The following is a 24,844-nucleotide window of genomic DNA, read 5'->3' as shown; positions in this document are numbered from 1 at the left end:
GGAGGTGGAGGGGCTTAGCCGGAGGCTTGGCCTCGTCGCATCCTTGGCGGATGCGTGGATTGAAAGAATAAAATGGTTATAACTGATTATAACTGATTAGACAAGGGCAGCTATCAAGAGCTGCCCTTGTCTTAGTCAATTTAAAAACCACACATAAAGCCTGACTTTAATTTACATGTCTTAAGTTATTCAGCTTGTGCTAAAAGTATTGATGGTTGTAGAAACAGATGCACCGTTGACATGTTGTCTAAAAATGCTTGGAAACCCTTGATCCGTTGCAGGAATCCTTTGCTTTTTGGAATTTCATAGTTTCTCCTTAAACATAATCGGAACGGGATAGTTTACTCCTTTGGGTGTGGGTTTCACTGAGATTGAAAACGGTAGCGCTTAATCAAAAGAATTATGTTGCTCCAATTTTTTTGAGAAAACTTAACCTTCAATAATAATGTTATTTGTTTGAGAGAACGCGGAAAAAGAAATAGCAGTTAAGCTTAAAAGATAATATGGATGAGGAGTGGTTCCTGATGCATGGACACTGTATAGCATGTGGCAAAAGACGAAGTAAACAGAAACTGCTTTATGAACCGACATCTCTGATACCATTTTGCAAAGATACTTTTGGCTGCAATCGTCAGAATCTAAACCATATAGAACAAATTATATTACGGAAAAGAGAGATAGTGCCGATGGACCCTATGAAATTGCAATGTGGATTTATAGCGGGAAAGAATTCTATCGAAAAAACTACATTTTTCTTCAAAAAAATATGTAAAGAAAACATATGTTTGGTGACAGACTGTAGACAAATTTAATCTATATATTAAGACTAGATTGATTCAAACGAAGAGAAGATAAGGAGAGCCCCGATGAATTTCATTGCGCATATCCGAGAGGGAGATCAAGAGCATCAGCTGGTAGAAACACATCTTCTTGAAGTGAAAAAGTTGGCAGAATCTATCGGAAGTAAGATAGGAGCAGCACATATAGCTGGACTGGCCGGATTGCTGCATGACATGGGGAAATTCACAGATAGTTTTCGGACATACATACTAGAAGCGGTACAAAACCCAGATCATCCACCTAAAAGAGGAAGCATCGATCATTCAACTGCAGGTGGAAAGCTGTTATATGAGTTGTATCATCAAGAACGACGTCAACTAAATACTTCACTACTTGCTGAAATTGTTGGTAATGCTATTATCTCCCATCATTCCTACTTGCAAGATTACTTAGATACCAGCTTAGAATCGAAATATTTAGACCGTGTCAGGGACAAACATCTTCATGAATATGATCAGGCAAAAAATGCCTTATTTGAAACCGTAATGAGCGAGGAAGAATTTAAGGAATACGTCTTACAGGCGGCGAATGAATTAGATCAATTTATGGCACTGGAAACATCTCACTCATTGGAGACAAAGCTAATGTTTTTAACCAAGTTTATTTTCAGCGCACTTATTGATGCTGACCGAACAAATACGCGATTGTTTGAAGAGGGCAAAGAAAATGAACAATTCAATGAAGTTGATAGAAGCAGCCTGTTTCTCTCTTATTATGATCTACTCATGAAGAAGATCGATTCCTTTCAAACAGAATCAAGCAATAACCCCATTAACCTTCTACGAAGACAAATGTCTGAACAATGCGAATTGTTTGCTGACAAACCATCAGGAATTTACACCTTATCTATTCCAACAGGCGGAGGCAAAACGCTAGCGAGTCTGCGCTATGCCTTAAGGCATGCATTGAATTATGACAAGAAAAGAATCATTTATGTCCTTCCATATACCACTATTATTGAACAAAACACAGCTGAAGTAAGACAGATATTAATGGACGATGAAAATATATTGGAGCATCATTCCAACATTATAGAAGATTCTGATGATAACGATGAACTCGATGATGGACTGATGAATAAGCGGCAGAAATGGAAACTAGCAAAGGATAACTGGGATTCTCCAATTATTTTTACGACGATGGTTCAATTTCTTAATGTAATCTATGCCAAAGGATCCCGTAATATTCGGAGATTTCACAATTTAAGTCAATCTGTCATCATATTTGACGAAGTACAGAAGGTCCCTGTTCCATGCGTGTCGTTATTTAATCAAGCCTTAAATTTCTTGAAATCCTATTGTTCAACAAGCATAGTGCTCTGTACAGCAACTCAACCTGCCCTTGAATATGTTGAGAATAAGCTGGAAGTGAACCCGGATGGTGAAATCATTGATAACTTGAATGAAGTCATTACCGCTTTTAAGAGAGTAGAGATTATAGATCAAGCAACAGGTATAGCGATGAATAATAATCAGCTTTCTTATTTTGTTGCCGAGAAGATGGGAGAACTCAATAGTGTGCTGATTATTTTCAATACCAAAACAGTGGTCAAGAGGCTTTATACACAATTGATTTCAGATAGAAGAGAAGATGTATCTATATACCATTTGAGTACCTCGATGTGTGCTGCCCATCGGAAGGACGTTCTAAATAAGGTGCGCGATCATTTGAATAACAAAGAGAGAGTTGTCTGTATCAGTACTCAGTTAATTGAGGCTGGGGTGGATGTGAGTTTTGAATGTGTAATCCGGTCATTGGCAGGTCTTGACTCTATCGCTCAAGCAGCAGGAAGATGTAACCGCCATGGTGAATATGGATTGAAAAAGGTATATGTTATTGACCATATGGAAGAAAATCTGGATAAATTGCCTGAAATCAAGGCAGGCAAACAGATAACCAAGCGAATCCTTATCGATATGTTAAAAGATCCGTCAACTCATGGTGGTCACTTGCTATCCATTGAAGCGATGAAAAGATATTTTCAGGAACTGTATAACAATTTCCGCTCGGATCTCAATTACCGCCTGCCACAACTGGGATCGGACATTACGATTTCCCGGCTTTTGACCGCACCTAGAAAGAACAGTCCATTTTTTAATGATTACACTACGAGACATCAGACAGCCCTGCCTTTGTACTTAGCCAACAGCTACAATACAGCAGCAACTCATTTTGAAGTGATTGAGGATATGACTACTTCAGTAATAGTACCGTACGGTCAAGAAGGCAAGGAAATTATAGCAGATTTAAATGGTGATACAAGCATAGTAGATCTGACGAGATTATTAAAGAAGTCTCAACAGTATACAATCCAGTTATTCCGCCATGAATTGCAGATACTTGATAGAAATGGAGGAGTCAAAAGTTTGTTAGATGGTAAAGTATTGATTTTGAGCGAGAGTGCTTACGACTTAGAGTATGGATTGAATTTACAAAATGAAAGTTCCTTAGAAATGAACTTTTTTTGACGAGAAAGGAGGTGAGAAATTGAGAAACTCAATTGAATTTGAGGTCTATGGTGACTACGCACTGTTTACAGATCCACTGACAAAATTGGGGGGAGAGAAGCTTTCTTATCATATTCCGACGTATCAAGCCATTAAGGGCATTGTTGAAAGTATTTACTGGAAGCCAACATTAATTATGTATGTGGACGAGATAAGAGTAATGAATCCAATTAGCATGGAGTCGAAGGGCATTCGTCCTATTGAATACGGCGGTGGCAATACGCTTGCTAATTATACGTACCTGAAAAATGTCCGGTATCAGGTACGTGCTTATTTTGAATTTAATATGCACCGTCAGGATTTGAAGCATGATCATAATGAACATAAGCATCACAACATTTTAAAACGCGCTTTGGCTGCGGGAGGTCGCAGAGATATTTTTCTGGGGACACGGGAGTGTCAAGGTTATGTAGAGCCATGCGAATATGGAACCGGAGATAGCTACTATGATAGCTATGATGGCGAAATTCATTTTGGGAATATGGTGCATGGATTAAACTATCCAGATGAAACAGGAAGAGATCAGTTAGAGGTCAGGCTGTGGAATCCAGTGATGAAAAATGGAATTATTAAATTTATTAGACCAGAGAACTGCACACAAGTCCGTGTCATTCGGAATATGGAGCCAAAGCTGTTTGACCAATCAAATATAGTATCGGCAGATGTGCTGCATGCACAGATGGAAGAGGAGGGGACTCCATGAGTTGGTTGCTCAAGTTATATGAAACGTATGAATCAAATTTGGATCGCATAGGAGTGACTGAAACGAGTCGGAGCAAACGGGAATATACGCTCCTTCCCATCTCACATACCACTCAAAACGCTCATTTAGAAGTATACATTACGGAAAATGGGGAATTTCATTCAGCACATGTAATTGATAAGCAAGATGCCAGCACATTAATTCCTTGTACTGAGAAATCATCTAGTCGTGCAGGATCCGTTATCGCGCCGTACCCCTTACACGACAAGCTGAGCTATGTTGCAGGTGATTTTTTGAAGTATGGAGGAGAGGTAAAGGGAGAGGAGCCTTTTGCAACCTATATTAAGGAATTGAGCAATTGGGCCAATTCTCCATATGCTCATCCTAAAGTAAAGAGTATTTACTCGTATTTAAGCAAAGGACAGCTAATACAAGATTTAATTGAAGATAAGAAGCTATTTGTTGATAGTAACCATCATTTGATTACGAAATGGGACAAGAAATATGAAGAGCTATCCTCAGAAAAACCACCGATTTACGGGGTCATTGCTGGAGGACCTGAGAGTGCTTTTATTCGATTTACGGTGTACTCACCACATCACATGTTAACAAAGGTTTGGGATGATCCGGGAGTTTATGATTCTTTTATTCAATATTATCAAGATCTCTTAGGAAGAGAAGATCTGTGTTATGTGACAGGTAAATTGCTCCCAAGTACCGAGAGACATGCGAATAAGATCAGGAATGCAGCAGATAAGGCAAAATTGATATCTGCCAACGACACAAGCGGATTTACGTTTAGAGGCAGATTTTCTAAAAGCAGTGATGCAGCGAGTATAAGCTATGAGGTCTCACAGAAGGCTCATAATGCATTAAAATGGCTTATTCAGCGCCAAGGGAAAACGGTAGATCAGCGAGTATTCCTTGTTTGGACGAATGAGGTAAATTCGAATATCCCTGATCCGATGGAGGACAGCTTTGATATTGCGCCAGCATCCGCCACGGTTAGCAAGCAATCCAATACAAGTGTCACTTATGCTAAAGAATTTGCTAAAGCACTAGATGGATTTAGAAATAATCCATCTATGAGAAGTGAAGTTAATATTATGGTCTTGGATTCAGCGACGACCGGACGTATGTCTGTTCTTTATTATCGAAATTTTCAGAAGGAACTATATATGGATAAAATCGAAAAATGGCATACGACTTGTGTGTGGCTTCATCGATATCGTAAAAATGATGACGGTACATTGATTGAATTTATTGGTGCCCCCGCTACTAAAGATATTGCATTTGCTGCTTATGGCCCGAGAGCAAACGAGAAGATCGTGAAAGAACTGATGGAACGCCTTATTCCGTGTATTGTAGATGGCTTAAGGCTACCCAGGGACATTGTGACAAGCGTCTATCAAAGAGCATCTAATCCTGCAGGTATGGAAAAGTGGGAGTGGGAAAAGACACTTAGTATCGCATGTGCTTTGATAAATAAAAAGCTAATGGAGCAAGGGGAGGAATTTCAATTGGGATTGGATATAAATTGTACTGACCGGAGCTATTTATTTGGTCGTATGCTTGCAGTCGCAGATGTACTGGAACGGAGAGCTTTAGGAGATGAGAAGAGGGCAACGAATGCGATTCGTTATATGAACGCTTTTGCCAATCATCCTGAAAGAACCTGGAAGGTAATACATTCATCCTTGCAGCCTTATCTAGTCCGCCTCGGCAGAGGAGCGGTGATTTGGACCCGAATTCTAGATGAGATCAGCAGCAAGTTTAAACTGGAGGATTTCAATAATCAGCCGCTGTCAGGTAAATATCTGTTAGGTTTCTCCAGTCAACGACATGAGCTTTATCAGAAAAAAGACAAAAATCAAGCAACAGAATCACTAGTTCAAAACGATGAAGAAGGAGTGATTTAAAATGTCAACGTTAACTCATAAGATTGATTTTGCAGTAGTTTTATCTGTTCGAAATGCAAACCCCAATGGTGATCCACTTAATGGGAATCGTCCGAGGCAAAACTATGATGGTTACGGTGAAATTTCGGATGTGGCGATTAAAAGAAAAATAAGAAATAGGCTCCAGGATTTGGGTGAGGCTATTTTCGTACAGTCAAACGATCGCAAGAATGATGCATATGGGAGTTTGCGTGAACGGGCTGATGCAAATGAAGCGTTAAACAGCATTATGAAATCCAAAAATATTTCCGAAGAAGAGTTCGCAAAAGTAGCGTCTGAGACATGGCTCGATGTCCGCAGTTTCGGACAGGTGTTTGCGTTTAAGGCTTCAGGAGGAAAAGGAGTCTCTGTAGGAGTTCGAGGTCCTGTTTCATTACACAGTGCAAAAAGTGTCGACCCGATTGATATTACTAGTCTGCAAATCACTAAAAGTGTAAACTCTGAACCAGGCGCTGACAGGGGCAGTGATACAATGGGGATGAAGCATCGTGTTGATTTTGGACTATATGTATTTTACGGCAGCATTAATACTCAGCTTGCTGGAAAAACAGGATTTACTAATGAGGATGCAGAGAAAATAAAAGAGGCCCTAGTTACTCTCTTCGAAAATGATGCTTCTGGTGCCCGACCTGATGGCAGTATGGAAGTACATAAAGTCTACTGGTGGGAGCATAGTTCCAAGCTAGGTCAATACTCTTCGGCAAAGGTTCATCGCTCACTGGATATTAAGAAGAAAAGAGAAAATCCTCAAGCATTTGAAGACTATGCAATAGAGTTATATGAGTTGAATGGTCTTAATGTAGAAATTATTGATGGACACTAATATAGAAGAATATTTGATGTTGTCTGGTATTCAACATTTCCAATTTTGCAAAAGACAGTGGGCCCTAATCCATATCGAACAGCAGTGGGAAGATAATGTGAAGACCGTAGAAGGTCAGCATTTGCATCATAAAGCGGATCAACCGTTTATCCGAGCAAAAAGAAACAATAAACTTACTGTCAGAGCAATGCCTGTAAAATCAGAGATGCTGAAGATATCTGGTATTTGTGATGTAGTTGAATTTATTCAGGATGATAATGGAGTGGAAGTCAGCGGGATGAAAGGCAAATATATAGCATACCCGGTAGAGTACAAACGGGGAAAACCAAAATTAAATGACGCTGATGTGTTACAACTTGCTGCACAAGCCATTTGTCTGGAAGAGATGCTTCTTTGTTCAATATCTAAAGGGTATATTTATTATCATGAGATTAAGCATAGGCTTGAAGTATCGATTACGCCAAGCATAAAATCTGATGTAAATTTAATTGTTAAAGAAATGTATGATTATTACCACAGAAAATACACACCCAAAGTGAAAACAGGCACATTTTGTAAAAATTGTTCACTTCAGACGGTGTGTCTTCCTGAGATGATGACGAAGAGGTCTGTACGGAGCTACATAGAGGGGAAATTGGGAGAATGAAAAAACTATTAAATTCCCTGTATATTACTCAACCCGATGTGTATCTGTCATTGGATGGTGATAATGTTGTTCTGTTAAAAGAACAGGAGCGCTTAGGGAGACTGCCTCTTCACAATTTAGATTCTATTGTAGCTTTTGGTTACACCGGTGCAAGTCCTGCATTAATGGGTTACTGTGCGGAGCGAAATATCTCAATTGTTTTTATGACCATGAATGGAAGATTCTTAGCAAGAGTAACAGGAGAGAGCAGAGGGAATGTTATTCTGCGTAAGAAACAATATCGACTATCTGAGAATGAGACTGAATCCGCGGAGATATCCAGGAATTTCATTATTGGAAAGATATACAATCAAAAGTGGATGATTGAGCGAATGACAAGGGATTATCCGCTTCGAATTGATACTGCAAAATTCAAGGCAGTCTCTGTAAGCTTATCAGCTATAATGCTTATTATAAGAGATTGTAACGATCTTGATAGATTAAGAGGATTGGAAGGGCAAGCCGCATTAAGCTATAATCAATTGTTCAATGACATGATATTACAGCAGAAAGATGATTTCTACTTTCATGGCCGTTCACGCAGACCGCCACTAGACAAAGTAAATGCGATGTTATCACTTGCCTATACATTATTAGCTAACGATACTGCTTCTGCTCTTGAAGGGGTTGGTCTCGATGCATATGTTGGGTTTCTACATCGAGACCGCCCTGGACGATCGTCTCTCGCTTTAGATTTAATGGAGGAGCTTCGTGGAATTTATGCTGACAGGTTTGTTCTTTCATTGATTAACAAACAAGTGATGAATGCGGCTGATTTCCATCATAAAGAAAATGGTGCGGTTCTAATGACAAATGAGGGTAGAAAGAAGTTTTTATCTGCATGGCAGAGTAAAAAGCAGGATAAAATTACTCATCCTTATCTCGGGGAGAAGATCAATTGGGGGCTAGTTCCCCATGTGCAGGCTTTATTACTTGCTCGTTACTTAAGAAATGATTTGGACGAGTACCCTCCATTTTTATGGAAGTAGGTGCTGCAAATGATGGTTATCATTACTTATGATGTTAGTACGCAAACGAATGATGGTCAGGCTAGATTGCGAAGAGTTTCTAAGACATGCCAGGATTATGGGCAGCGAGTACAGAATTCAGTATTTGAGTGTGTCGTAGATGCTACGCAACTCACTGTTCTCAAACAGAAATTACTTAAAATTATTGATAATGAAACAGATAGTTTGCGAATTTATCAATTAGGAAACAACTACAAGAACAAAATAGAGCACTTTGGTATCAAAAGTTCTATTGATCTTGGAGGCCCTATTATTTTTTAATGCGAACCCGAAGTGAACATCATTTTACTGGGAGATTCGCACCGTAATAATCGACCTAATAATGGGTTTAGTATGAATATATGGATATTATATTGATGCTATATTAGATTTCTTTACCCAATAATTTAAAAACCACGATATTTCGACAGAGTTCTGTCCGAAATCGGAGTCGCATCCTACGTGGATGCGTGGATTGAAATACTCTCTCATGCATGGGCTGGCGAGGGTGGATTGCGTCGCATCCTACGTGGATGCGTGGATTGAAATCAATCATCCAACTGATTTTCATTTACGTGAATATCCGTCGCATCCTACGTGGATGCGTGGATTGAAATCTTCCACTATGCTTCACCTCCTTTCAGGTCAAGCACGTCGCATCCTACGTGGATGCGTGGATTGAAATGATTAATTTCCTGTGACTTAAGACCCATATACGAGTGCCTGTCGCATCCTACGTGGATGCGTGGATTGAAATTAACGATGCAGGAATTTGTGCCGCCTTTACCAAACGTCGCATCCTACGTGGATGCGTGGATTGAAATAAATTACCATTTTCTAACGATGCAGGAATTTGAGGTCGCATCCTACGTGGATGCGTGGATTGAAATAAACTTAGCCACGCGATGTCCACCAAGCATAGCCGGTCGCATCCTACGTGGATGCGTGGATTGAAATATCTCAGTCAATACATTGTTTGAGGAATCAAAAGTCGCATCCTACGTGGATGCGTGGATTGAAATAAGTGTACTAAACGTCAATTGATTAGATTCAACCGGTCGCATCCTACGTGGATGCGTGGATTGAAATACCACCACATCAATGACATTGGTACGAGCGCACGGTAGGTCGCATCCTACGTGGATGCGTGGATTGAAATTACCCCATCCTGGTCAACTAGGAATGATGTAAATGTAGTCGCATCCTACGTGGATGCGTGGATTGAAATTCACATGAAGATGGACTAATCGGTATTTTCGATAACGTCGCATCCTACGTGGATGCGTGGATTGAAATCCTGTGGTACCGAGCGTAAGAATGTTTGCTAATCGTATGGTCGCATCCTACGTGGATGCGTGGATTGAAATCTGAAGGAGTTGGGCAATAAGTAGTGAAGCAGGCAGTCGCATCCTACGTGGATGCGTGGATTGAAATTTTACTTAGCGACCAATGCTCGCCAACTCGCATAGGTCGCATCCTACGTGGATGCGTGGATTGAAATTTGATAAATTCTAACCGTTCCGCGTCCATCTCATTACCCGTCGCATCCTACGTGGATGCGTGGATTGAAATCACCGAAGTCGCGTAACGTGTTCCGCCGGGTGATGTCGCATCCTACGTGGATGCGTGGATTGAAATAAAGCACCCTCTGCTGTTTGCAACATCGAAATACGTCGCATCCTACGTGGATGCGTGGATTGAAATATGGCGACAGTATCGCCTTTTGTGATGATTGTTGTTGTGTCGCATCCTACGTGGATGCGTGGATTGAAATTTTACCCCGGTTTAGTACCAAATAGATACCGATTAGGAGTCGCATCCTACGTGGATGCGTGGATTGAAATCTTTGACGATTTAGTGAGAAGCCAAACCGTAATAAATAGTCGCATCCTACGTGGATGCGTGGATTGAAATAGAAAAAACCCAAGTATAAAGCGTAAAGATGTAGTCGCATCCTACGTGGATGCGTGGATTGAAATTTTGATATCGAGTTTAGTGAAAAGAAGTCAACTAAGTCGCATCCTACGTGGATGCGTGGATTGAAATAATGACGGGAGCTTAAAGACGTTTGTTGTGGCGCGTCGCATCCTACGTGGATGCGTGGATTGAAATTATTTCCATGCATTGAACAAAGCGCCAATACCTTACCAGTCGCATCCTACGTGGATGCGTGGATTGAAATCCCTCTCCCTCAAATAGAAAAAGCCCTCTGGATTAGAGTCGCATCCTACGTGGATGCGTGGATTGAAATTTGCCACCCCGTAAAATTAGGCGTAACATTAACGTCGTCGCATCCTACGTGGATGCGTGGATTGAAATTTGATATACCGCAGATTAGGCACCATTTACCGCCGTGTCGCATCCTACGTGGATGCGTGGATTGAAATACCGAAGTGATCGTTAAACTTGTTAAACGTTCCAAGTCGCATCCTACGTGGATGCGTGGATTGAAATAATCAATATTGGTTTCTTTTTGTACTTCATCATGTCGCATCCTACGTGGATGCGTGGATTGAAATTTAGTCACATTAGGTTCTAAGCCTGTCAGGTTGTACAGGTCGCATCCTACGTGGATGCGTGGATTGAAATCACTCTGTTCCGTATTGTCCGATGAACCGGTACAAGTTTGCATCCCACGAGGATGCGTGAATTGAAATATAGAGCATGGGTTGGGTAGCCAAAAGAAGCCTGGATTTAACCAATTCAGGCTTCTTATAGTCTCACACCATTTTTTAATTTACTCATAGACCCTCACATTCCCCTTGCTTGTGACTAATTGGGTTTCATTAAAGCCATTTCCCTTAGCGATCAATCTGCTATGATCCTCGTATACTTCTCCCAGCATTTCAACCTTTCCGTTCCCCGTATTAGCCCTGAATTTATAGTGCTCCGGATGGCTGATCTTGAACAACACATCTCCGACTCCCGTCTCACCAGCAAACTTCTCGGCATTGACTTGCTTCAAATCAAGATTTCCCGCCCCGGTCTTTACCTCCATGAATGCTGCATTCATGTGCTCTGCCGTGATGTACCCGCTGCGTGTCGTGAGTGAAATTTCCTCATACAGCTTCTCGGGCACTGTAATAGATAGTGTTGCACTCTCTTGAGCTGCCACATTGCCGTTTGTGTGATTCACTTGCTCACTCGTTGTACCTTCCGGATAACGAATTCCCGTGGTCAAGGTCTGATCCACCGTGTTAACGAACAGCAGAGGCTGCTCTTCATGTGACCATTGCTCAACGTTAAGAGTCGCGGTGATTCGTTCTGCATTTGATTCCATTTTGATAAAAATATTTCCTTCGTACCCCTCCGCAATACGGATCGACCGAATGTCGGTAGCCTCGATTTCCTGAGTCTGTGTTATATGCTGCGGCTTATCTACATTATCTGAGCCTGAGCGTTTCTGTTCACTGGCAGATGTAGGGCTCTGGCCGAGAATGGCCTGCTGCTCTACAGTAGTGGTGTTTCCTGTCTGGTATGAAGGATCATTACCGCATGAAGTTAACGCAAGTGCGGCAGTCATAGATAAAATGATACTCCATGGCTTCTTCATGCGCGGTTCCTCCTTTTTTTGTTAGTATAATTTACAACTTATTACCCTTTAATTGTAAGAATAAAAGTAAGATGGCAAGCGAAATATTCGAAAAAAAACGCAAAGAACCGGACTGCTTCCTTAGCAGTACCGGTTGGTTGGACATTTACACGTTTTGAATCGGAACTGTATATAAATCTACAATTCATGTCCCCGTACCTTCGCGAATACACAGGTGTCACGAAGCGTGCCGTCGACCCCGATGCTGTCTCCCCGTAGAATACCTTCCTGCGTAAATCCTGCCCGTTTGGCTACATTGGCACTATTCGTATTCTGGGCATCACAACGGATCTCAATTCGGTTCGCGCTGAGCTCTTTAACTGCAAAATGGGTGATAGCATGCACCGCTTCCGTGATGTAGCCTTGTCCGGTATAGGCGCTGTGAACCCAGTAGCCGATCTCGAACTTCCGGGACTCCCAGTCGATCCGGTGCAGACCACTGCTTCCGATGAGACCGCCGGTCTCTCTGTGGAACAGCAGGAGCTGCAGATCCGTGCGCTCCGCGAAACGAATCGCGGACTGCCTGATCTGTGTTTCAGATTCGATTACACTAGGCGCAGTCTTGGCCCAAGGCATCCAGGGTGCCAGCTCGGTGAGACTCTCATGGACCGCCTGGTTCATGACCGTGCCGTCACCTGGTCTCGGTGCACGAATCATCAGCCTTTCGCTATCTATGCTATCCGGGAAATTTAACAGAATCGGATCAATCTTAGCAGTACTCATAGCAGCGCCCCCTAGAAAATTTTTCTAATAAACATAACATGGGTCGTAAAGAGGATCAACCCGAAAAATGAGCACCAAAAACGAAATTTAACACCTTATCAGCCCCATGATTTGAAAGTATGATGTATTTATCAAATGTAAGTGCTTACACAATGAATATTACAAAATGAAGGGGGCTCCTCTATGGACATGGAACCTCGCCAAGCACCACCTGTTTCTGCGAAGCAAGCTAAAGCTCCCCGAGCTTCAGCTGCGCTCCAGCTGGGAAAGAAATTTCTCAGACAGAAGCACATACAGACAATGGCCTTGCTTGGTGTAGCCTGGATGTTCATATTCAATTACATCCCAATGTACGGCATTATTATCGCATTCAAGGAATACGACATTATCGGCTCCATATCGGACGCACCATGGGTTGGGCTCGAACACTTCAGAGAGTTTCTGGATGATGACAACCTCGGTAATGTAATTCGAAATACACTGGGAATGAGCTTGCTCAAGCTGGTTATCGGTTTCCCGCTTCCAATTCTGTTCGCCCTGTTCCTCAATGAGCTGAGGAGTGTTAAGTTCAAACGCACGGTACAGACGATCTCCTATCTGCCTCACTTTCTATCATGGGTCGTTCTTGGAGGAATTCTGGCGACATGGCTGTCGGATATCGGGGTGATTAATAACATCCTGATGGCACTGAACATTATCGATCAGCCGATCAGTTATCTGGCCGAGCCGAAATATTTCTGGACGATTATTATTGCCTCTGATATATGGAAGGAGCTTGGCTGGTCTGCCATCATCTATCTGGCAGCGATATCGAGTGTATCGCCTGAAATGTATGAGGCAGCAACCATTGATGGAGCGGGACGATTCCAGAAGATGTGGTACGTTACACTGCCATCTATTAAATCGACCATCTCGATTCTGTTCATTCTCGCGGTGAGCGGTGTGCTGAACTCTAACTTTGACCAGATTCTTGTACTGCGCAACTCGCTGAACGACAGTGCCAGTAATGTAATTGACTATTATGTATACCAGACCGGTATTCTATCCGGACGTTATTCGTATTCGACGGCAGTCGGCTTGATCAAATCGGTCATCGCGCTCATTCTGCTGCTCCTTGCAAACAAGGTGTCGAAGAAGCTTAACGGAACATCCCTTTATTAAGGAGAAAGGAGGAGTCTATAGCCTTGTGGACGCTTAATCGCAGAACTAAAGGGGAGTTCGCTTTTGATACAATTAATACCCTGATTATGCTCGTTGTTTGTTTTCTGACGATGTATCCCATCTGGTATGTTCTTGTCAATGCCTTTAACGATGGAACCGATGCGATGCGAGGGGGAATTTACTGGTGGCCTCGTGAGTTCAGCCTCGATAATTTCAAGGCGGTGTTCGAAAGCCCAGGCATTATGACGGCAATGGGTATTACCGTTGCGAAGACGGTGGTTGGTACCGCAGTACACGTCTTTTTTACCGCCATGGTGGCTTATGCCTTCTCCCGCAAGGATTTGATCGGCGGCAAGCTGTACATTCTGATGGGAACGGTTACTTTATTCTTTGGGGGAGGCCTCATTCCAACCTTCCTGCTCATTCGGGATTTGCATCTGCTGGACAATTTTCTTGTCTACATCATTCCTGTCATGTTCAGCTTCTTCGATCTCATTATCTTCATGACCTTCTTTCGGGAAATTCCCGAAGGACTGGAGGAGGCGGCACGTATTGATGGCGCGAATGACTGGTCGATCTTCCTGAGAGTTGTACTCCCGGTATCCCTGCCTGTTATCGCAACGATTGCTCTGTTCCATGGCGTGTATCAGTGGAATGACTATTTTACCGGAATGATCTATATCAACAACACCGATATGCAGCCGATACAGACTTATCTGTACCGAGTCGTTGCCCAGTCGAGCTCCAACCAGATGGTAGCCGCAGTACAGGGAACCGCAGCAACTAAGACCGTGACTTCACAGTCGATTAAACTGGCAACCATGGTCGTCACGACGCTCCCGATTGTGTTCGTATATCCATTTCTGCAAAAGTATTTCGTGAAGGGGATGATGATCGGATCCATCAAAGGATGAGTGTAAGGCAACATATAGGAACAGTATACAAATAAGCCGAAAAGGGGTTAAATGCATGAACCAAACATTGGGCTTGAAAAGAGTTCTGATTCTTCTGGCTTCACTCGTATTAATCTTTACAACTGCATGTTCTTCCTCGGGAGGAGCAGAAGAGACGGATACAGAGACACCGGATACAGAGACACCTGCTGTTCAGCTGACGAAGGATGATCCAGGCTGGAAGGTGGATACTTCACCGATTACGTTTGATTGGTACTTGAATTTCTCCTGGTTTCCAAATCAGTGGGGCGTGGATCCAACAACGAAATACATTTCCGAAAAAACAGGCGTAAATATCAATTTTATCGTGCCAGCAGGAAATGAGAGCGAAAAAATGAATACTCTAATAGCATCCGGTAAACTTCCGGATTTCATTACGATCGATAAGGGCGACGATGCCGTTCAGAAGATGATTGACGGAGGTCTGGTGCTTCCACTGAACGAGCTCGCAGAGGAGTATGATCCATACTTCTTCACTGCATCGGATGCAGCGAAGCTGTCCTGGTACACGCAGCCGGACGGTAAAGTATATGCTTATCCTAATGCTTCTTCTTCACCGAAGGATTATGAGCAGTATGGTGACACCTATGTCTCCAACCAAGTGTTTCTCGTGAGAAAAGATATGTATGAAGCGATCGGCAGTCCGGACATGCGAACTCCGGAAGGGTTCCTTGCAGCACTTGAGGCGGCCAAAGAGAAGTTCCCTGATGTGAATGGTCAGCCGCTGATTCCTCTGGGTATGCATGAATTTACGGAGAACGGCAACTACTCTCTCGAAGGATACATTCAGAACCTGCTCGCGATTCCGAAGGAGAAGGACGGCAAGCTCTACGACCGGGCAACGGATCCAGAGTATGTAAGATGGCTCAAGACCTTGCGTACTGCAAATGAGAAAGGATTGTTATCCAAGGATATCTTCATTGATAAACGTCCTCAAATGGAAGAGAAAATTGCACAAGGCAGATACTTTGCCATGATTTATCAGCGCAGTGACCTTGCTGCTCAGCAAAATACGTTGTATGCAAACGATCCGAATTCCGTATATATCGCTGTAGATGGACCATCGAACACGAACCTGGATACACCGACTCTGGATGGACCGGGAATCTCGGGCTGGACTGTGACGCTGATCTCCAAGAATGTGAAGGATAAGGCGCGTGCGATTCGCTTCCTGAGCTACCTGAACAGTGAAGAAGGCAACAAGGATCTCTATCTTGGTGAAAAGGGAGTCACCTACGACACCATTGACGGCAAAGATCAGTTTAAGCCAGAAGCATTGGAACTGCTGAATGCAGACCGTTCTGCCTTCGACAAAGAGTACGGTGCCTCATTTACATTCTGGATGCTGATGAATACGAATATTACTGCACAGTGGACTCCGCCGTCTGTTGAGCCGTTCAAGCAAATGGAGGATTGGACCAAGGGCAAAACGGTAAGCGCTTCCGAATTTGAATTGCTGAATCCAACGGGGAACTCACCTGAGGGTATCATTAATACGAAGCTTGCTCAGCTGTGGGGCAAAACGCTGCCGAAGCTGCTGATGTCAGAATCCGAGGCCGAGTTTGATTCCGTCTGGACGGATTATCAGGAGAAGCGTGAGAAGGAAGGTCTTGCAGAGGTTCAGGCATTCCAGCAGAAGAAATACGAGGAGAACGTTTCGAAGCTGGCTGAATTCTTGAAATAGGAAATTAGGTCGACCCGTACAGACCTTTCGCAGCCATATTCTATTCGTAACTCGTATGAATACGCAATCAGATGTTAAGGTTCGAATGACCCGCAGACTGCGGGTTTTTCGAGCTTTTACCTGCAAATACAAGCAGAAATGGGATGGATTTATTGTGATGAGAAGAGGAACCAATCTGGTGCAGGGTTTTGTATCCTGGTGGGAGCACAGATCCTTGCAGAGTCGTCTGATTGCAGCATATATTGCGATAATACTGGTACCGAGCCTGCTCGTATCCATCTTTTCTTTTCGTGCGATTAACGAGACCTACATGAAGGATGCGGTAGACAAGAGTGCCTATATTCTCGATATGGAGAAGCTGCATATCATGAACCAGATTGAGTCCATGGAGCGTTCGGCGCAGCTTGCCGTTTCAGACAAAGAGGTGCTGAACTATTTAACTAGGAAGACAGAGCTGCCGCTGGGTGAGCTGGTTGATTTTAATATGAGCGCTTTTGTTAATCTCACAAGAATCCAGTTCAACAATCCGAACATTGAGCATCTGTATCTATTCACGGACAATCCGTATGCTTATGAAATATGGCCGATTATCTTCAGTGAACGTCGGATCAAGGACGAAGTTTGGTACGAGGACACGTATGGTCTTGGTGATCTGCAGATGTGGTCATTTCAGTACACCGACCGAGATCTTATTAAACGATCGGTAGAGCAGGAGCCCAAGGTTTCTTTGCTGCGAGAGATCAGTGTGATCAGTGGAGAACGTTCCGGCATTATTCAGGTCGATATGCTGCTCTCGGAATTTTCCCCCCGGACTTTTACTGTCCAGGATGAGCGGTCCCAGCTGTTCCTGGTCGATGGAGAAGGTGAGGTCTTCTCGCGCGCGAAACAGTCGCTGCTAAGTGATGCTCCTATGATGGAGCAGGCGATTCAGGCTAAATTCCAAGCGTTGTCCGATGGTGAGCCATGGCAGATGGAGTATAAGGAGGCGGGCAAATCCTATATTTTTCTGAGCGTCCCTCTAGAAGGATTGAATGCACACTTGCTGAATGTACTGTCCATGGAGGACGTGCTGGCGCAGATATCCAAGATCCGCAACACGACGATTGGGATCAATATTTTGTTCATTATTATCTTTACGATTATTGCTTACGTACTCAATTCCTTCATCTTGAAAAATCTGGTTAGACTTACAGAAGCGATGAAAAAGGCGCGTCGCGGAGAGCTGTATACGGGTGTTGTGATCCGGGGCGGCGGGGAGATTGGCGAGCTGGCCTTTCATTTCAATAAGCTGATGAACAAGATCAATGAGCTGGTCGCTGTGGCTGTCCGTAAGGAAGCGATGTCCAAGGAAGCCGAACTAAGAACGCTGCATAATCAGATTGACTCTCATTTTCTGTACAATACACTGGAGAATATACGGATGCTGGCCGAGATGGAGGATCAGCGGGAAATTGCGGATTCGCTCACTTCACTTGGAGGGATGATGCGATATAACTTCAAGTGGTCAGGGGACTATGTGAAGCTGAGAGATGAGCTGAGGCATATCCGAAATTATATTGAAGTGATGAATATCCGGTTTGATACACCGATTACGCTGATCGTAGATGTGCCGAATGCGATGCTGGAAGCAGAAGTGCTGAAGATGTCGCTTCAGCCGATTGTAGAGAACAGCGTCAAGCATGGCTGGTATGAGGAAGCAGAGGAGGCCGGATTCCGAAATAAGACGATGACCATTCGGGCAGAGGCGATCCGCGGCAAATGCCAAATATGGATCCAGGATAACGGAACGGGGATGGCGGAGGAGGATCTGAAGCTGCTAAGGAATCAGCTCCAAAGCTCAAGCTCCGAGAAAGTGAATCTGGGAGAAGCGCCTGCGCCGAGTGCGGCAAATGAAATCAGCCGATCGAATCAATCTGCTGGGATTGGACTGATGAATGTGCATCAGCGAATTCAGCTGTTTTTTGGATCACCATACGGTCTTACGATCCATAGCACACAGGGTGTCGGTACGATCGTAACCATTACTTTGCCTACAGTGGTCATGACAGGGGGAGATGAAGGTGAGGAAACTCATAATCGTGGATGATGAGAAAAATATTCGCCTGGGACTTAAAACGATGATTGAGCGGCAATATCCATCAGCCTATCAGATTGAACTGGCCTCGAATGGACAAATGGCGCTTGAGCTGAACCGTGCATCTCGTGCAGATCTGATATTAACCGATATTCGCATGCCGGTCCTGGATGGAATCCGGCTGCTGGAGGAGCTGGATCGTGAACCGGGAGGAAGAAGGCCGGCTGTTGTGCTGCTCAGCGGATATGATGATTTTGAATATGCGAAGACGGCAATCCGGTACAAGGTGAAGGATTATTTGCTGAAGCCGATTCAGCGAACCGAGCTGTTTGATATGCTGAATCGGGTGGATAAGGAACTGAGCGAATTAGAAGCCTCGAATCTGGAACGAAGACAGGAGAAGTATGAGCTGCAGTTGGAGCAGCACAAGAACCGTGTGCGGCAGCTTCTATTTGGAACAGGACCTGTTACGGAAGAAGAGCTGCAGCAGATGAAGGAGGAGTGGGCAGATCGTATTTCACCAGCAAGCGCTTATGCGGTCGCGATGGTGCTGTGCAGATATGTAGATGGGTCCGTCATGCCGACAGGTGAAATTCAGCGTCTGGTCGAGCGGCTCAGTCAATCCATGGATGTTAGGGCAGAGCTTGCACTTACGGATGTAGAAGGAAGGCTTATTCTGGCAGGAAATACTGCAAACTGGTACCAAGAGCTTGCAAGGCAGGCTGAGCAGAAAGGGTGGAACGGATTCCGCATCGGAATCAGCACAGAGCAGAGGGATTTGGCTCAGATGCATGAGCAATATCAAGAGGCGCAGGCGGCACTGCGATATACTTTTTTGCATCCAAGTGCTTATTATATCGAATATGATGCTGCACTCACGAATCGGATGAATCCTCCACTGCCGTATGGCGCCTTGCGTAAGCTCGGAAATATGCTGGGGACAGATCGAATGGAAGAGATGAAGAGGCTGCTTGCCTCCATCTTTGAGCTGGATCATCTGAAGCAGATCGATATGACGTATCTGGAGAAGGTAAGCGGACTGATTAATGAGAATGTGTTCGACGAGGTGTTTAGGAGATACGGGGAATCCTCGGTTGAGGTGCTGAAGATGTATAAGCTGGTCGGCAGCCTTAACAATTTTCAGAGCTTTAACGAGTATTATAGGAAGCTGGAATACCTGCTCGTCAGCGTTAATGATTATGTGTCCCGCATTCGGCTGGCGCATAGTGAGCATGCGGATATGAAAGAAGCGGTTCGTTATATACATGAGCATTACGAACGTCCTCTGAATATGGCGATGGTCAGCAATCATGTATCGCTCAATTATTCGTATTTCAGCGAGGCGTTCAAGGCGTATACGGGAGACAACTTTGTGTCCTATCTCAAAAAGGTACGTATCCAGCGGGCAAAGGAGCTGCTGCTTCATAAATCCTCCATGAAAATGGCGGAGATCAGCCTCGCAGTGGGCTTTGAGAACAGCAAGCAGTTCTCCCGCGTATTTAAGGAGCTGGAGGGCGTGTCTCCTCATGAATATCGTCAGCTCGGAGGTATGGAAGCAGGGCACGGGAAATGAAGTGGTTAGAAGACAAGAGAAAGGCTGGACTTTGAGCTTACGGGGGGCGTAAAGCTAAGGTCCAGCCTTTTCCTTCGTATTATATTCGGTAGGCAGCAAAAGGTTTCGAGAATAGGAATCGATCGCTTATTTCATCAAGCTTCTCTCCGAGCTCTGTATTGATCTCGATGTCGAGACTTCTCAAGTTGTCATCCAGCTGCTCTGTTCGGGTTGCGCCGACGATGACAGTGGATACGGCAGGCCGGTTCATGAGCCAGGCGATGGATAATGCGCTTGGTGTATATCCAGTCTCGGCCGCGAGAGCTGCCACTTGTTGTCCGAGTGTTACATTATGCTGCTCCAGGAAACGCTGGAAGTTCGGGTCGGTCTCCGCACGGGAGCCCGCAGGTACCGCAGTTTCGGCTGTATATTTTCCGGTCAAAATTCCTCCAGCCAGAGGGAAGTAAGGAATAATTCCGACACCTTGATCCAGGCACATCGGAACGAGCTCGCGCTCCGGCGTTCGGTCTGCCAGCGAATAGCTGACCTGATTGGAGACAAAACGTTCATATCCTCTCAGCTCGCTGATCCCGAGTGCCTTCATCAGCTCCCAAGCAGCATAATTGGAGGCACCGATATAGCGTACCTTGCCGGCACGAACCATGTCATCGAGTGTGCGGAGTGTTTCTTCCAGCGGCGTATTCGGATCGAAGGTGTGAATTTGATACAGATCCACATAATCGGTCCCAAGCCGCTTCAGGCTGTTCTCAAGCTCCTGCTGCAGATGGTAACGGGAAGATCCGCGCCCATTCGGGGAGTCATTTCTAGCGACGAGTCCGGCCTTGGTCGTGAGGACGACCTTGTCTCTTCTACCTTTCAGTGCTTGTCCAATAATGCGTTCCGATTCCGTTCCAGCGTAGATGTTGGCCGTATCAATAAAGTTGATTCCGCGGTCGATGGCATGATGGAGGATGCGGGTCGAAGTGTGTTCATCCGCTCTTTTTCCGAAAGAATTGGTGCCAAGACCGAGAAGAGAGACCTGCATTCCACTGCGTCCGAGGTATGTATATTTCATCGTTATCACTCCTATATTGAGATTGTTTAATTTGCTCTCTACTGAATCAATTTCATAAGTCATTAAATAGGTAAATTTGAAACTATATATAGACAAATAAAATCATTTTGATCTATATATACCCTTGATATAAGCAGCTAAAGGTATTATGAAATTGATTCCACTATATTATAAACAATATATTAATTTAGATCAGGCTGAAGTGGAAGTGGAAATGGAAGTGGATGCCTTTGAAGAGCTTGTTGCCATGACAGCAGAGTAAAATAATAACATAAGGCAGGCAATAATCTAGTAGCTTCATAATAATAAATAGACCTGTCCTCATCGTCTGAGGTACAGGCCTTCTATTTATATGGAGACGCTCCCATAGGGTTATTCGGGGATCTTCCTTATCCAATAAATCTTACGTGTGTAATCAGACCATTCTCAACACGATATACAGGTACCGCCAGCAGCACGTCCGTTCTGCCGCGATGTCCTGTTACGGACTCATGGTCAATGACATAGTTATTGTGCACGATGCGATTCGTGATGGTTGCGTTCAGCTCAGGACTGATCTCGAACAAAGCTGTATAACGCTCGCGGATTTCTTCTTTGCCTGAGTTCTGGATGTTGCCGACAGCATCTTCAATGACGCAGTCCTCGTGATAGGTAGCCAGTAGATCTTCAATGTTCCGCGCATTGTACGCGGCTAGCTGTGCATCAATAACATCAGTAATGGACACGGTGAATTCTCCTTTTTTCTCGTAAAATGGGTTTAATGTATTAAAGCTTCTCCGCATTGTATCACAAAATTATCCTTTAACATATACCATTTTTCTTAGACTAATTATCATTTTCACAAAAGATATATGCTCATTCTACAGGCTCTGCAATGTTCAGGGTTCAACCAACCAAATGTACAGAGAACAAACCGTATCGTTTTTGCTGGATTGTGAAGCTTTGGGTTACGGTTTGGAGATTCGCGCCATTGTTCTACCGTGAGTCTGGAATTTATTCTATTAAATATCATTTCGTCGTAAGGAGGCGCTGCAGGCGATGCCATATGTAACCAAAGAACGTTCTTTCGGAGCTTCACTGGACAGAACAGAGGATGTGCTTAGAGCCATTGTAAACCGATATATCGGAGCGAACCCGAGGACCTTGCCGACGTACCGGCTGCTTAATGTGGAAGGCTTTATTAGAGATAACGAATACCGTTACGATATGAACCTCATGGAGAAGCTTCCTCAGCTGCAGGATGGACAGTTTGTTTATGCCTGGGCCAAAATATGGGCTGATGAGGACACCTCGCAGGCTTATCGGATCAGCTGCTACAGCCATGCACGGGTGTTTATTAACGGCCAGCTGGCCTTTGAATCGAATCATCGGGATGACGTCATGCCGGAGAGCAAGGCTGGACTGCGTGGAAAGCTGCGTCAGGGCTGGAACTTCTTCGTGCTGGAGTTTGAAAAAACACCCACCGGCTGCGGTGCAAAATTCGGTACAGGCTCAGTGAAAGGCGCACCGGTTCATTTTCTTGCCCCATCAATTGAACGCGAAGGGCAGGAAGGCTGGGTATACAGTGAACCCCAGCATATACGTTGGATACCAGGCAATGTGAAAGAGGTGAATACTTACGATATAGACTCGAAGCTAGCAAGTATATTCGAGGCAGAAATATCAGCATCCGAAGCAGCCACAGGTCTGACCTGGTATCCCCGAAGTGAATGGAGCGAGGAGGAGCAGCAGCTCGGTGTCTTCGCGAGAGTGTTTGATACAGGGATGGGGGCAGAAATTAAGGAAAAGGCCAATGTAGAAGGCAATACCAGGGGAAGTGACGGTGATGATGCGAGTGCAAATGTGAGTGCAAATGCAAGCTCAAATGCAAGCTCAAATGCAATTACAAATGTTCTTACCCGTGCAAGCGCCGATACAGTTGTCACTGCAGATTGCTTGGACTGTCCCCTTGGGTCCGTTGCGCTGGCTTGGTCCAGGCTGGATCACCGGGGCACTTCAAGTGAACGCCGTGTGACATGGAAAGGGCTGCATGTAGGAACGTTCAAGCTATATGTGGACGGAAATTTGCTGTACGCAAGCGATCAGGACCAAGGCTACTTCGAGGTGGAGACGGAGCTGGACTATGGAATGCATGACGTCGTTGTTGTGTCAGCCCGTACCCGTCAAGCCTGGGGATTTGATCTGGATGTATTTGCCGGAGAAGAAACTGGCGAAGCGCTAACATGGTCCAGGCCATACCCGATCGAAGGGTTAACAGGACACTGGCTGTATCTTGGACCTTTTTCCAAGGATCGTGTGCCTCAGCCCCGAGATGTCCCTCATATGGACTGTCTATTCGGGGAGGGAGATGAACGAACTTACTTCAGAGCCGATCAGCCGGCTGCACGGATTCGTCCTTATTTGGAATCCCGTTTGTACGGAAAATGGAATTATCCGCTAGGTGTTACGCTGTATGGCATTCTGGAGACCGGCAGAGAGCTGTCCCGCCCGGATTACATAGACTATGCAGCGGGCCATATTGAGCAGTGCACATCTCTGGATGAGCTGGTCATGTGGGATATCGAGCGGCATGGTGCCCCCGGGATGAATCACCAGCTTGCGCTGATCGATAGTCTGGATGACTGCGGTTCCTTTGGTGCTACCATGCTCAGAGCTCACGTGCTGAAGGAACTGAGGGGAGCCGAGGAGGCTGCACATCGTATAGCGGCCTATATTACACATGAACAGGATCGCCTGCCCGATGGAACGTTGTACCGCTATCGCAGCTTCAGCGAGCTAATGGTCAATACGATCTGGTGCGACGACTTGTACATGAGTACTCCGTTCCTTAGCCAGTATTACAAGCTCACTGGTGAAACTCGGTATTTGGATGACGCAGCTGCACAATTTCTGCTGTATAAGAAAAGACTGTATATGCCTGAGCAGAGAATGATGCACCATGTGTACAATCTGAATTTTGATAAGGGCTGTACGGTACCGTGGGGACGGGGCAATGGCTGGGTGTTGTTCTCTCTAACTGAGCTGTTGACTGTTCTTCCCGAGACGCATCCGAATTATAACGATCTGCTGCATTTCTACAGGGAACTGTGCGAGGGTTATCTTGCAGTTCAGGATGAACAGGGCCTGTGGCATCAGGTGCTGACAGATCACGAATCCTACAGTGAGACATCTTGCTCGTCGATGTTTATCTATGCTTTTTCCCGAGGAATAAGATATGGCTGGCTTCCAGAAGAAATACAGCGTCAATATGCTGAGGCGGTCTTCCGTGGCTATGAGGGGATTATACGCCATTGTATTGATCGAGACGGGAATGTATACGGGGTCTGCCGAGGGTCGGGATACTCCTTCTCTCCGAATTATTACAAGGAACGTCTGTCTTGGCTGCTGAATGACACCCACGGCATCGGTATTGTACTGCTCGCGGGGATCGAGTCCTTAAGGCTGCGCGAGTATTTGAAGGAGACCCGTGCGGCTTCAATCCGATCGTGTCCACAGTAAATAACGGGA

General features: G+C 44.7%; 17 protein-coding genes and 2 CRISPR repeat arrays (1 of these 19 only partly in view). Of the genes, 13 read left to right on the top strand and 4 right to left on the bottom strand.

Annotated elements, in window-relative coordinates; genetic code table 11:
* Positions 1-66: direct repeats of the CRISPR family, unit length 32 nt (it extends 765 nt beyond the left edge of the window).
* Between the two features lie 800 nt (positions 67-866).
* The 7 genes from cas3 to cas2 are packed head-to-tail and all read left to right on the top strand — an operon-like array spanning position 867 to position 8,805.
* The gene (gene cas3 / locus ACFQ3J_RS15505) at positions 867-3,308 is read left to right on the top strand and encodes a CRISPR-associated helicase Cas3' (RefSeq protein WP_251582535.1); all 2,442 of its coding nucleotides are present in this window, start codon (positions 867-869) and stop codon (positions 3,306-3,308) included.
* A gap of 19 nt (positions 3,309-3,327) precedes the next feature.
* Entirely contained in the window at positions 3,328-4,050 is a 723-nt protein-coding gene (gene cas5c, locus ACFQ3J_RS15500) for a type I-C CRISPR-associated protein Cas5c (RefSeq protein ID WP_251582534.1), read from the top strand.
* Positions 4,047-5,969 carry a type I-C CRISPR-associated protein Cas8c/Csd1 gene (cas8c, locus tag ACFQ3J_RS15495; RefSeq protein WP_091160392.1) on the top strand — a complete coding sequence of 641 codons (1,923 nt, stop codon included), beginning with the start codon at positions 4,047-4,049 and terminating at the stop codon, positions 5,967-5,969. The genes cas5c and cas8c overlap by 4 nt, the downstream gene beginning before the upstream one ends.
* 1 nt (position 5,970) lies before the next feature.
* Complete coding sequence (gene cas7c / locus ACFQ3J_RS15490; RefSeq protein ID WP_091160391.1) at positions 5,971-6,831, top strand: type I-C CRISPR-associated protein Cas7/Csd2; 861 nt, start codon at positions 5,971-5,973, stop codon at positions 6,829-6,831.
* Complete coding sequence (gene cas4, locus ACFQ3J_RS15485; RefSeq protein ID WP_285850059.1) at positions 6,821-7,477, top strand: CRISPR-associated protein Cas4; 657 nt, start codon at positions 6,821-6,823, stop codon at positions 7,475-7,477. The genes cas7c and cas4 overlap by 11 nt, the downstream gene beginning before the upstream one ends.
* Positions 7,474-8,505 carry a type I-C CRISPR-associated endonuclease Cas1c gene (gene cas1c, locus ACFQ3J_RS15480; RefSeq protein ID WP_091160388.1) on the top strand — a complete coding sequence of 344 codons (1,032 nt, stop codon included), beginning with the start codon at positions 7,474-7,476 and terminating at the stop codon, positions 8,503-8,505. The genes cas4 and cas1c overlap by 4 nt, the downstream gene beginning before the upstream one ends.
* 9 nt (positions 8,506-8,514) lie before the next feature.
* Positions 8,515-8,805, top strand: a complete 291-nt coding sequence (gene cas2 / locus ACFQ3J_RS15475) for a CRISPR-associated endonuclease Cas2 (protein WP_091160386.1) — start codon at positions 8,515-8,517, stop codon at positions 8,803-8,805.
* Positions 8,806-8,973: 168 nt separating this feature from the next.
* Positions 8,974-11,180: a CRISPR direct-repeat array (repeat unit 32 nt; unit sequence GTCGCATCCTACGTGGATGCGTGGATTGAAAT).
* Positions 11,181-11,260: 80 nt separating this feature from the next.
* Here the strand turns inward: cas2 and ACFQ3J_RS15470 are convergent.
* Both ACFQ3J_RS15470 and ACFQ3J_RS15465 read right to left on the bottom strand, forming a co-directional pair.
* On the bottom strand, positions 11,261-12,076 hold the full coding sequence (locus tag ACFQ3J_RS15470; RefSeq protein ID WP_251582532.1) for a DUF4097 family beta strand repeat-containing protein: 816 nt from the start codon (positions 12,074-12,076) through the stop codon (positions 11,261-11,263).
* Between the two features lie 177 nt (positions 12,077-12,253).
* Positions 12,254-12,838 carry a GNAT family N-acetyltransferase gene (locus ACFQ3J_RS15465; protein WP_251582531.1) on the bottom strand — a complete coding sequence of 195 codons (585 nt, stop codon included), beginning with the start codon at positions 12,836-12,838 and terminating at the stop codon, positions 12,254-12,256.
* 183 nt (positions 12,839-13,021) lie between these two features.
* Here ACFQ3J_RS15465 and ACFQ3J_RS15460 point away from each other — a divergent pair, with 183 nt between their 5' ends.
* The 5 genes from ACFQ3J_RS15460 to ACFQ3J_RS15440 all read left to right on the top strand — a co-directional run bounded on the left by ACFQ3J_RS15460 (position 13,022) and on the right by ACFQ3J_RS15440 (position 20,283).
* Positions 13,022-13,999, top strand: a complete 978-nt coding sequence (locus ACFQ3J_RS15460) for an ABC transporter permease (protein ID WP_251582530.1) — start codon at positions 13,022-13,024, stop codon at positions 13,997-13,999.
* A gap of 23 nt (positions 14,000-14,022) precedes the next feature.
* A complete protein-coding gene (locus tag ACFQ3J_RS15455) occupies positions 14,023-14,913 on the top strand; it encodes a carbohydrate ABC transporter permease (protein ID WP_091160382.1) in 891 nt (296 codons plus the stop codon).
* Positions 14,914-14,968: 55 nt separating this feature from the next.
* Positions 14,969-16,636, top strand: coding sequence for an extracellular solute-binding protein (locus tag ACFQ3J_RS15450; RefSeq protein ID WP_091160380.1), 1,668 nt, complete (start codon positions 14,969-14,971; stop codon positions 16,634-16,636).
* Between the two features lie 157 nt (positions 16,637-16,793).
* Positions 16,794-18,722: a cache domain-containing sensor histidine kinase gene (locus tag ACFQ3J_RS15445; RefSeq protein ID WP_251582775.1), complete on the top strand. Its 1,929-nt coding sequence runs from the start codon at positions 16,794-16,796 to the stop codon at positions 18,720-18,722.
* Positions 18,691-20,283: a response regulator gene (locus ACFQ3J_RS15440; RefSeq protein WP_251582529.1), complete on the top strand. Its 1,593-nt coding sequence runs from the start codon at positions 18,691-18,693 to the stop codon at positions 20,281-20,283. Before ACFQ3J_RS15445 ends, ACFQ3J_RS15440 begins: the two co-directional genes overlap by 32 nt.
* Before the next feature lie 79 nt (positions 20,284-20,362).
* On the opposite strand, the gene ACFQ3J_RS15435 is transcribed toward ACFQ3J_RS15440, so the two are convergent.
* Together ACFQ3J_RS15435 and ACFQ3J_RS15430 are read right to left on the bottom strand one after the other, a co-directional pair.
* Positions 20,363-21,337, bottom strand: coding sequence for an aldo/keto reductase (locus ACFQ3J_RS15435; protein ID WP_251582527.1), 975 nt, complete (start codon positions 21,335-21,337; stop codon positions 20,363-20,365).
* A 389-nt stretch (positions 21,338-21,726) separates the two neighbouring features.
* Complete coding sequence (locus tag ACFQ3J_RS15430; protein WP_170862543.1) at positions 21,727-22,062, bottom strand: nuclear transport factor 2 family protein; 336 nt, start codon at positions 22,060-22,062, stop codon at positions 21,727-21,729.
* Between the two features lie 313 nt (positions 22,063-22,375).
* On the opposite strand from ACFQ3J_RS15430, the gene ACFQ3J_RS15425 reads away from it, so the two are divergent.
* Complete coding sequence (locus ACFQ3J_RS15425; protein ID WP_251582526.1) at positions 22,376-24,835, top strand: glycoside hydrolase family 88/105 protein; 2,460 nt, start codon at positions 22,376-22,378, stop codon at positions 24,833-24,835.
* Positions 24,836-24,844: the final 9 nt, after the last annotated feature.

It is taken from the genome of Paenibacillus provencensis (genome assembly GCF_042678545.1).
GTDB classification, from domain to species: domain Bacteria; phylum Bacillota; class Bacilli; order Paenibacillales; family Paenibacillaceae; genus Paenibacillus; species Paenibacillus provencensis.
Note: the sequence above shows the minus strand (reverse complement) of the source record. Positions and strands in the feature narration are given on the sequence as shown.

Bases quoted from the DNA above. Each gene is read 5' to 3' on its own strand.
- cas3 (WP_251582535.1), top strand. From the start codon at position 867: ATGAATTTCATTGCGCATATCCGAGAGGGAGATCAAGAGCATCAGCTG.
- cas8c (WP_091160392.1), top strand. From the start codon at position 4,047: ATGAGTTGGTTGCTCAAGTTATATGAAACGTATGAATCAAATTTGGAT.
- cas7c (WP_091160391.1), top strand. From the start codon at position 5,971: ATGTCAACGTTAACTCATAAGATTGATTTTGCAGTAGTTTTATCTGTT.
- cas4 (WP_285850059.1), top strand. From the start codon at position 6,821: ATGGACACTAATATAGAAGAATATTTGATGTTGTCTGGTATTCAACAT.
- cas1c (WP_091160388.1), top strand. From the start codon at position 7,474: ATGAAAAAACTATTAAATTCCCTGTATATTACTCAACCCGATGTGTAT.
- cas2 (WP_091160386.1), top strand. From the start codon at position 8,515: ATGATGGTTATCATTACTTATGATGTTAGTACGCAAACGAATGATGGT.
- ACFQ3J_RS15470 (WP_251582532.1), bottom strand. From the start codon at position 12,076: ATGAAGAAGCCATGGAGTATCATTTTATCTATGACTGCCGCACTTGCG.
- ACFQ3J_RS15465 (WP_251582531.1), bottom strand. From the start codon at position 12,838: ATGAGTACTGCTAAGATTGATCCGATTCTGTTAAATTTCCCGGATAGC.
- ACFQ3J_RS15460 (WP_251582530.1), top strand. From the start codon at position 13,022: ATGGACATGGAACCTCGCCAAGCACCACCTGTTTCTGCGAAGCAAGCT.
- ACFQ3J_RS15450 (WP_091160380.1), top strand. From the start codon at position 14,969: ATGAACCAAACATTGGGCTTGAAAAGAGTTCTGATTCTTCTGGCTTCA.
- ACFQ3J_RS15445 (WP_251582775.1), top strand. From the start codon at position 16,794: ATGAGAAGAGGAACCAATCTGGTGCAGGGTTTTGTATCCTGGTGGGAG.
- ACFQ3J_RS15440 (WP_251582529.1), top strand. From the start codon at position 18,691: ATGAAGGTGAGGAAACTCATAATCGTGGATGATGAGAAAAATATTCGC.
- ACFQ3J_RS15435 (WP_251582527.1), bottom strand. From the start codon at position 21,337: ATGAAATATACATACCTCGGACGCAGTGGAATGCAGGTCTCTCTTCTC.
- ACFQ3J_RS15425 (WP_251582526.1), top strand. From the start codon at position 22,376: ATGCCATATGTAACCAAAGAACGTTCTTTCGGAGCTTCACTGGACAGA.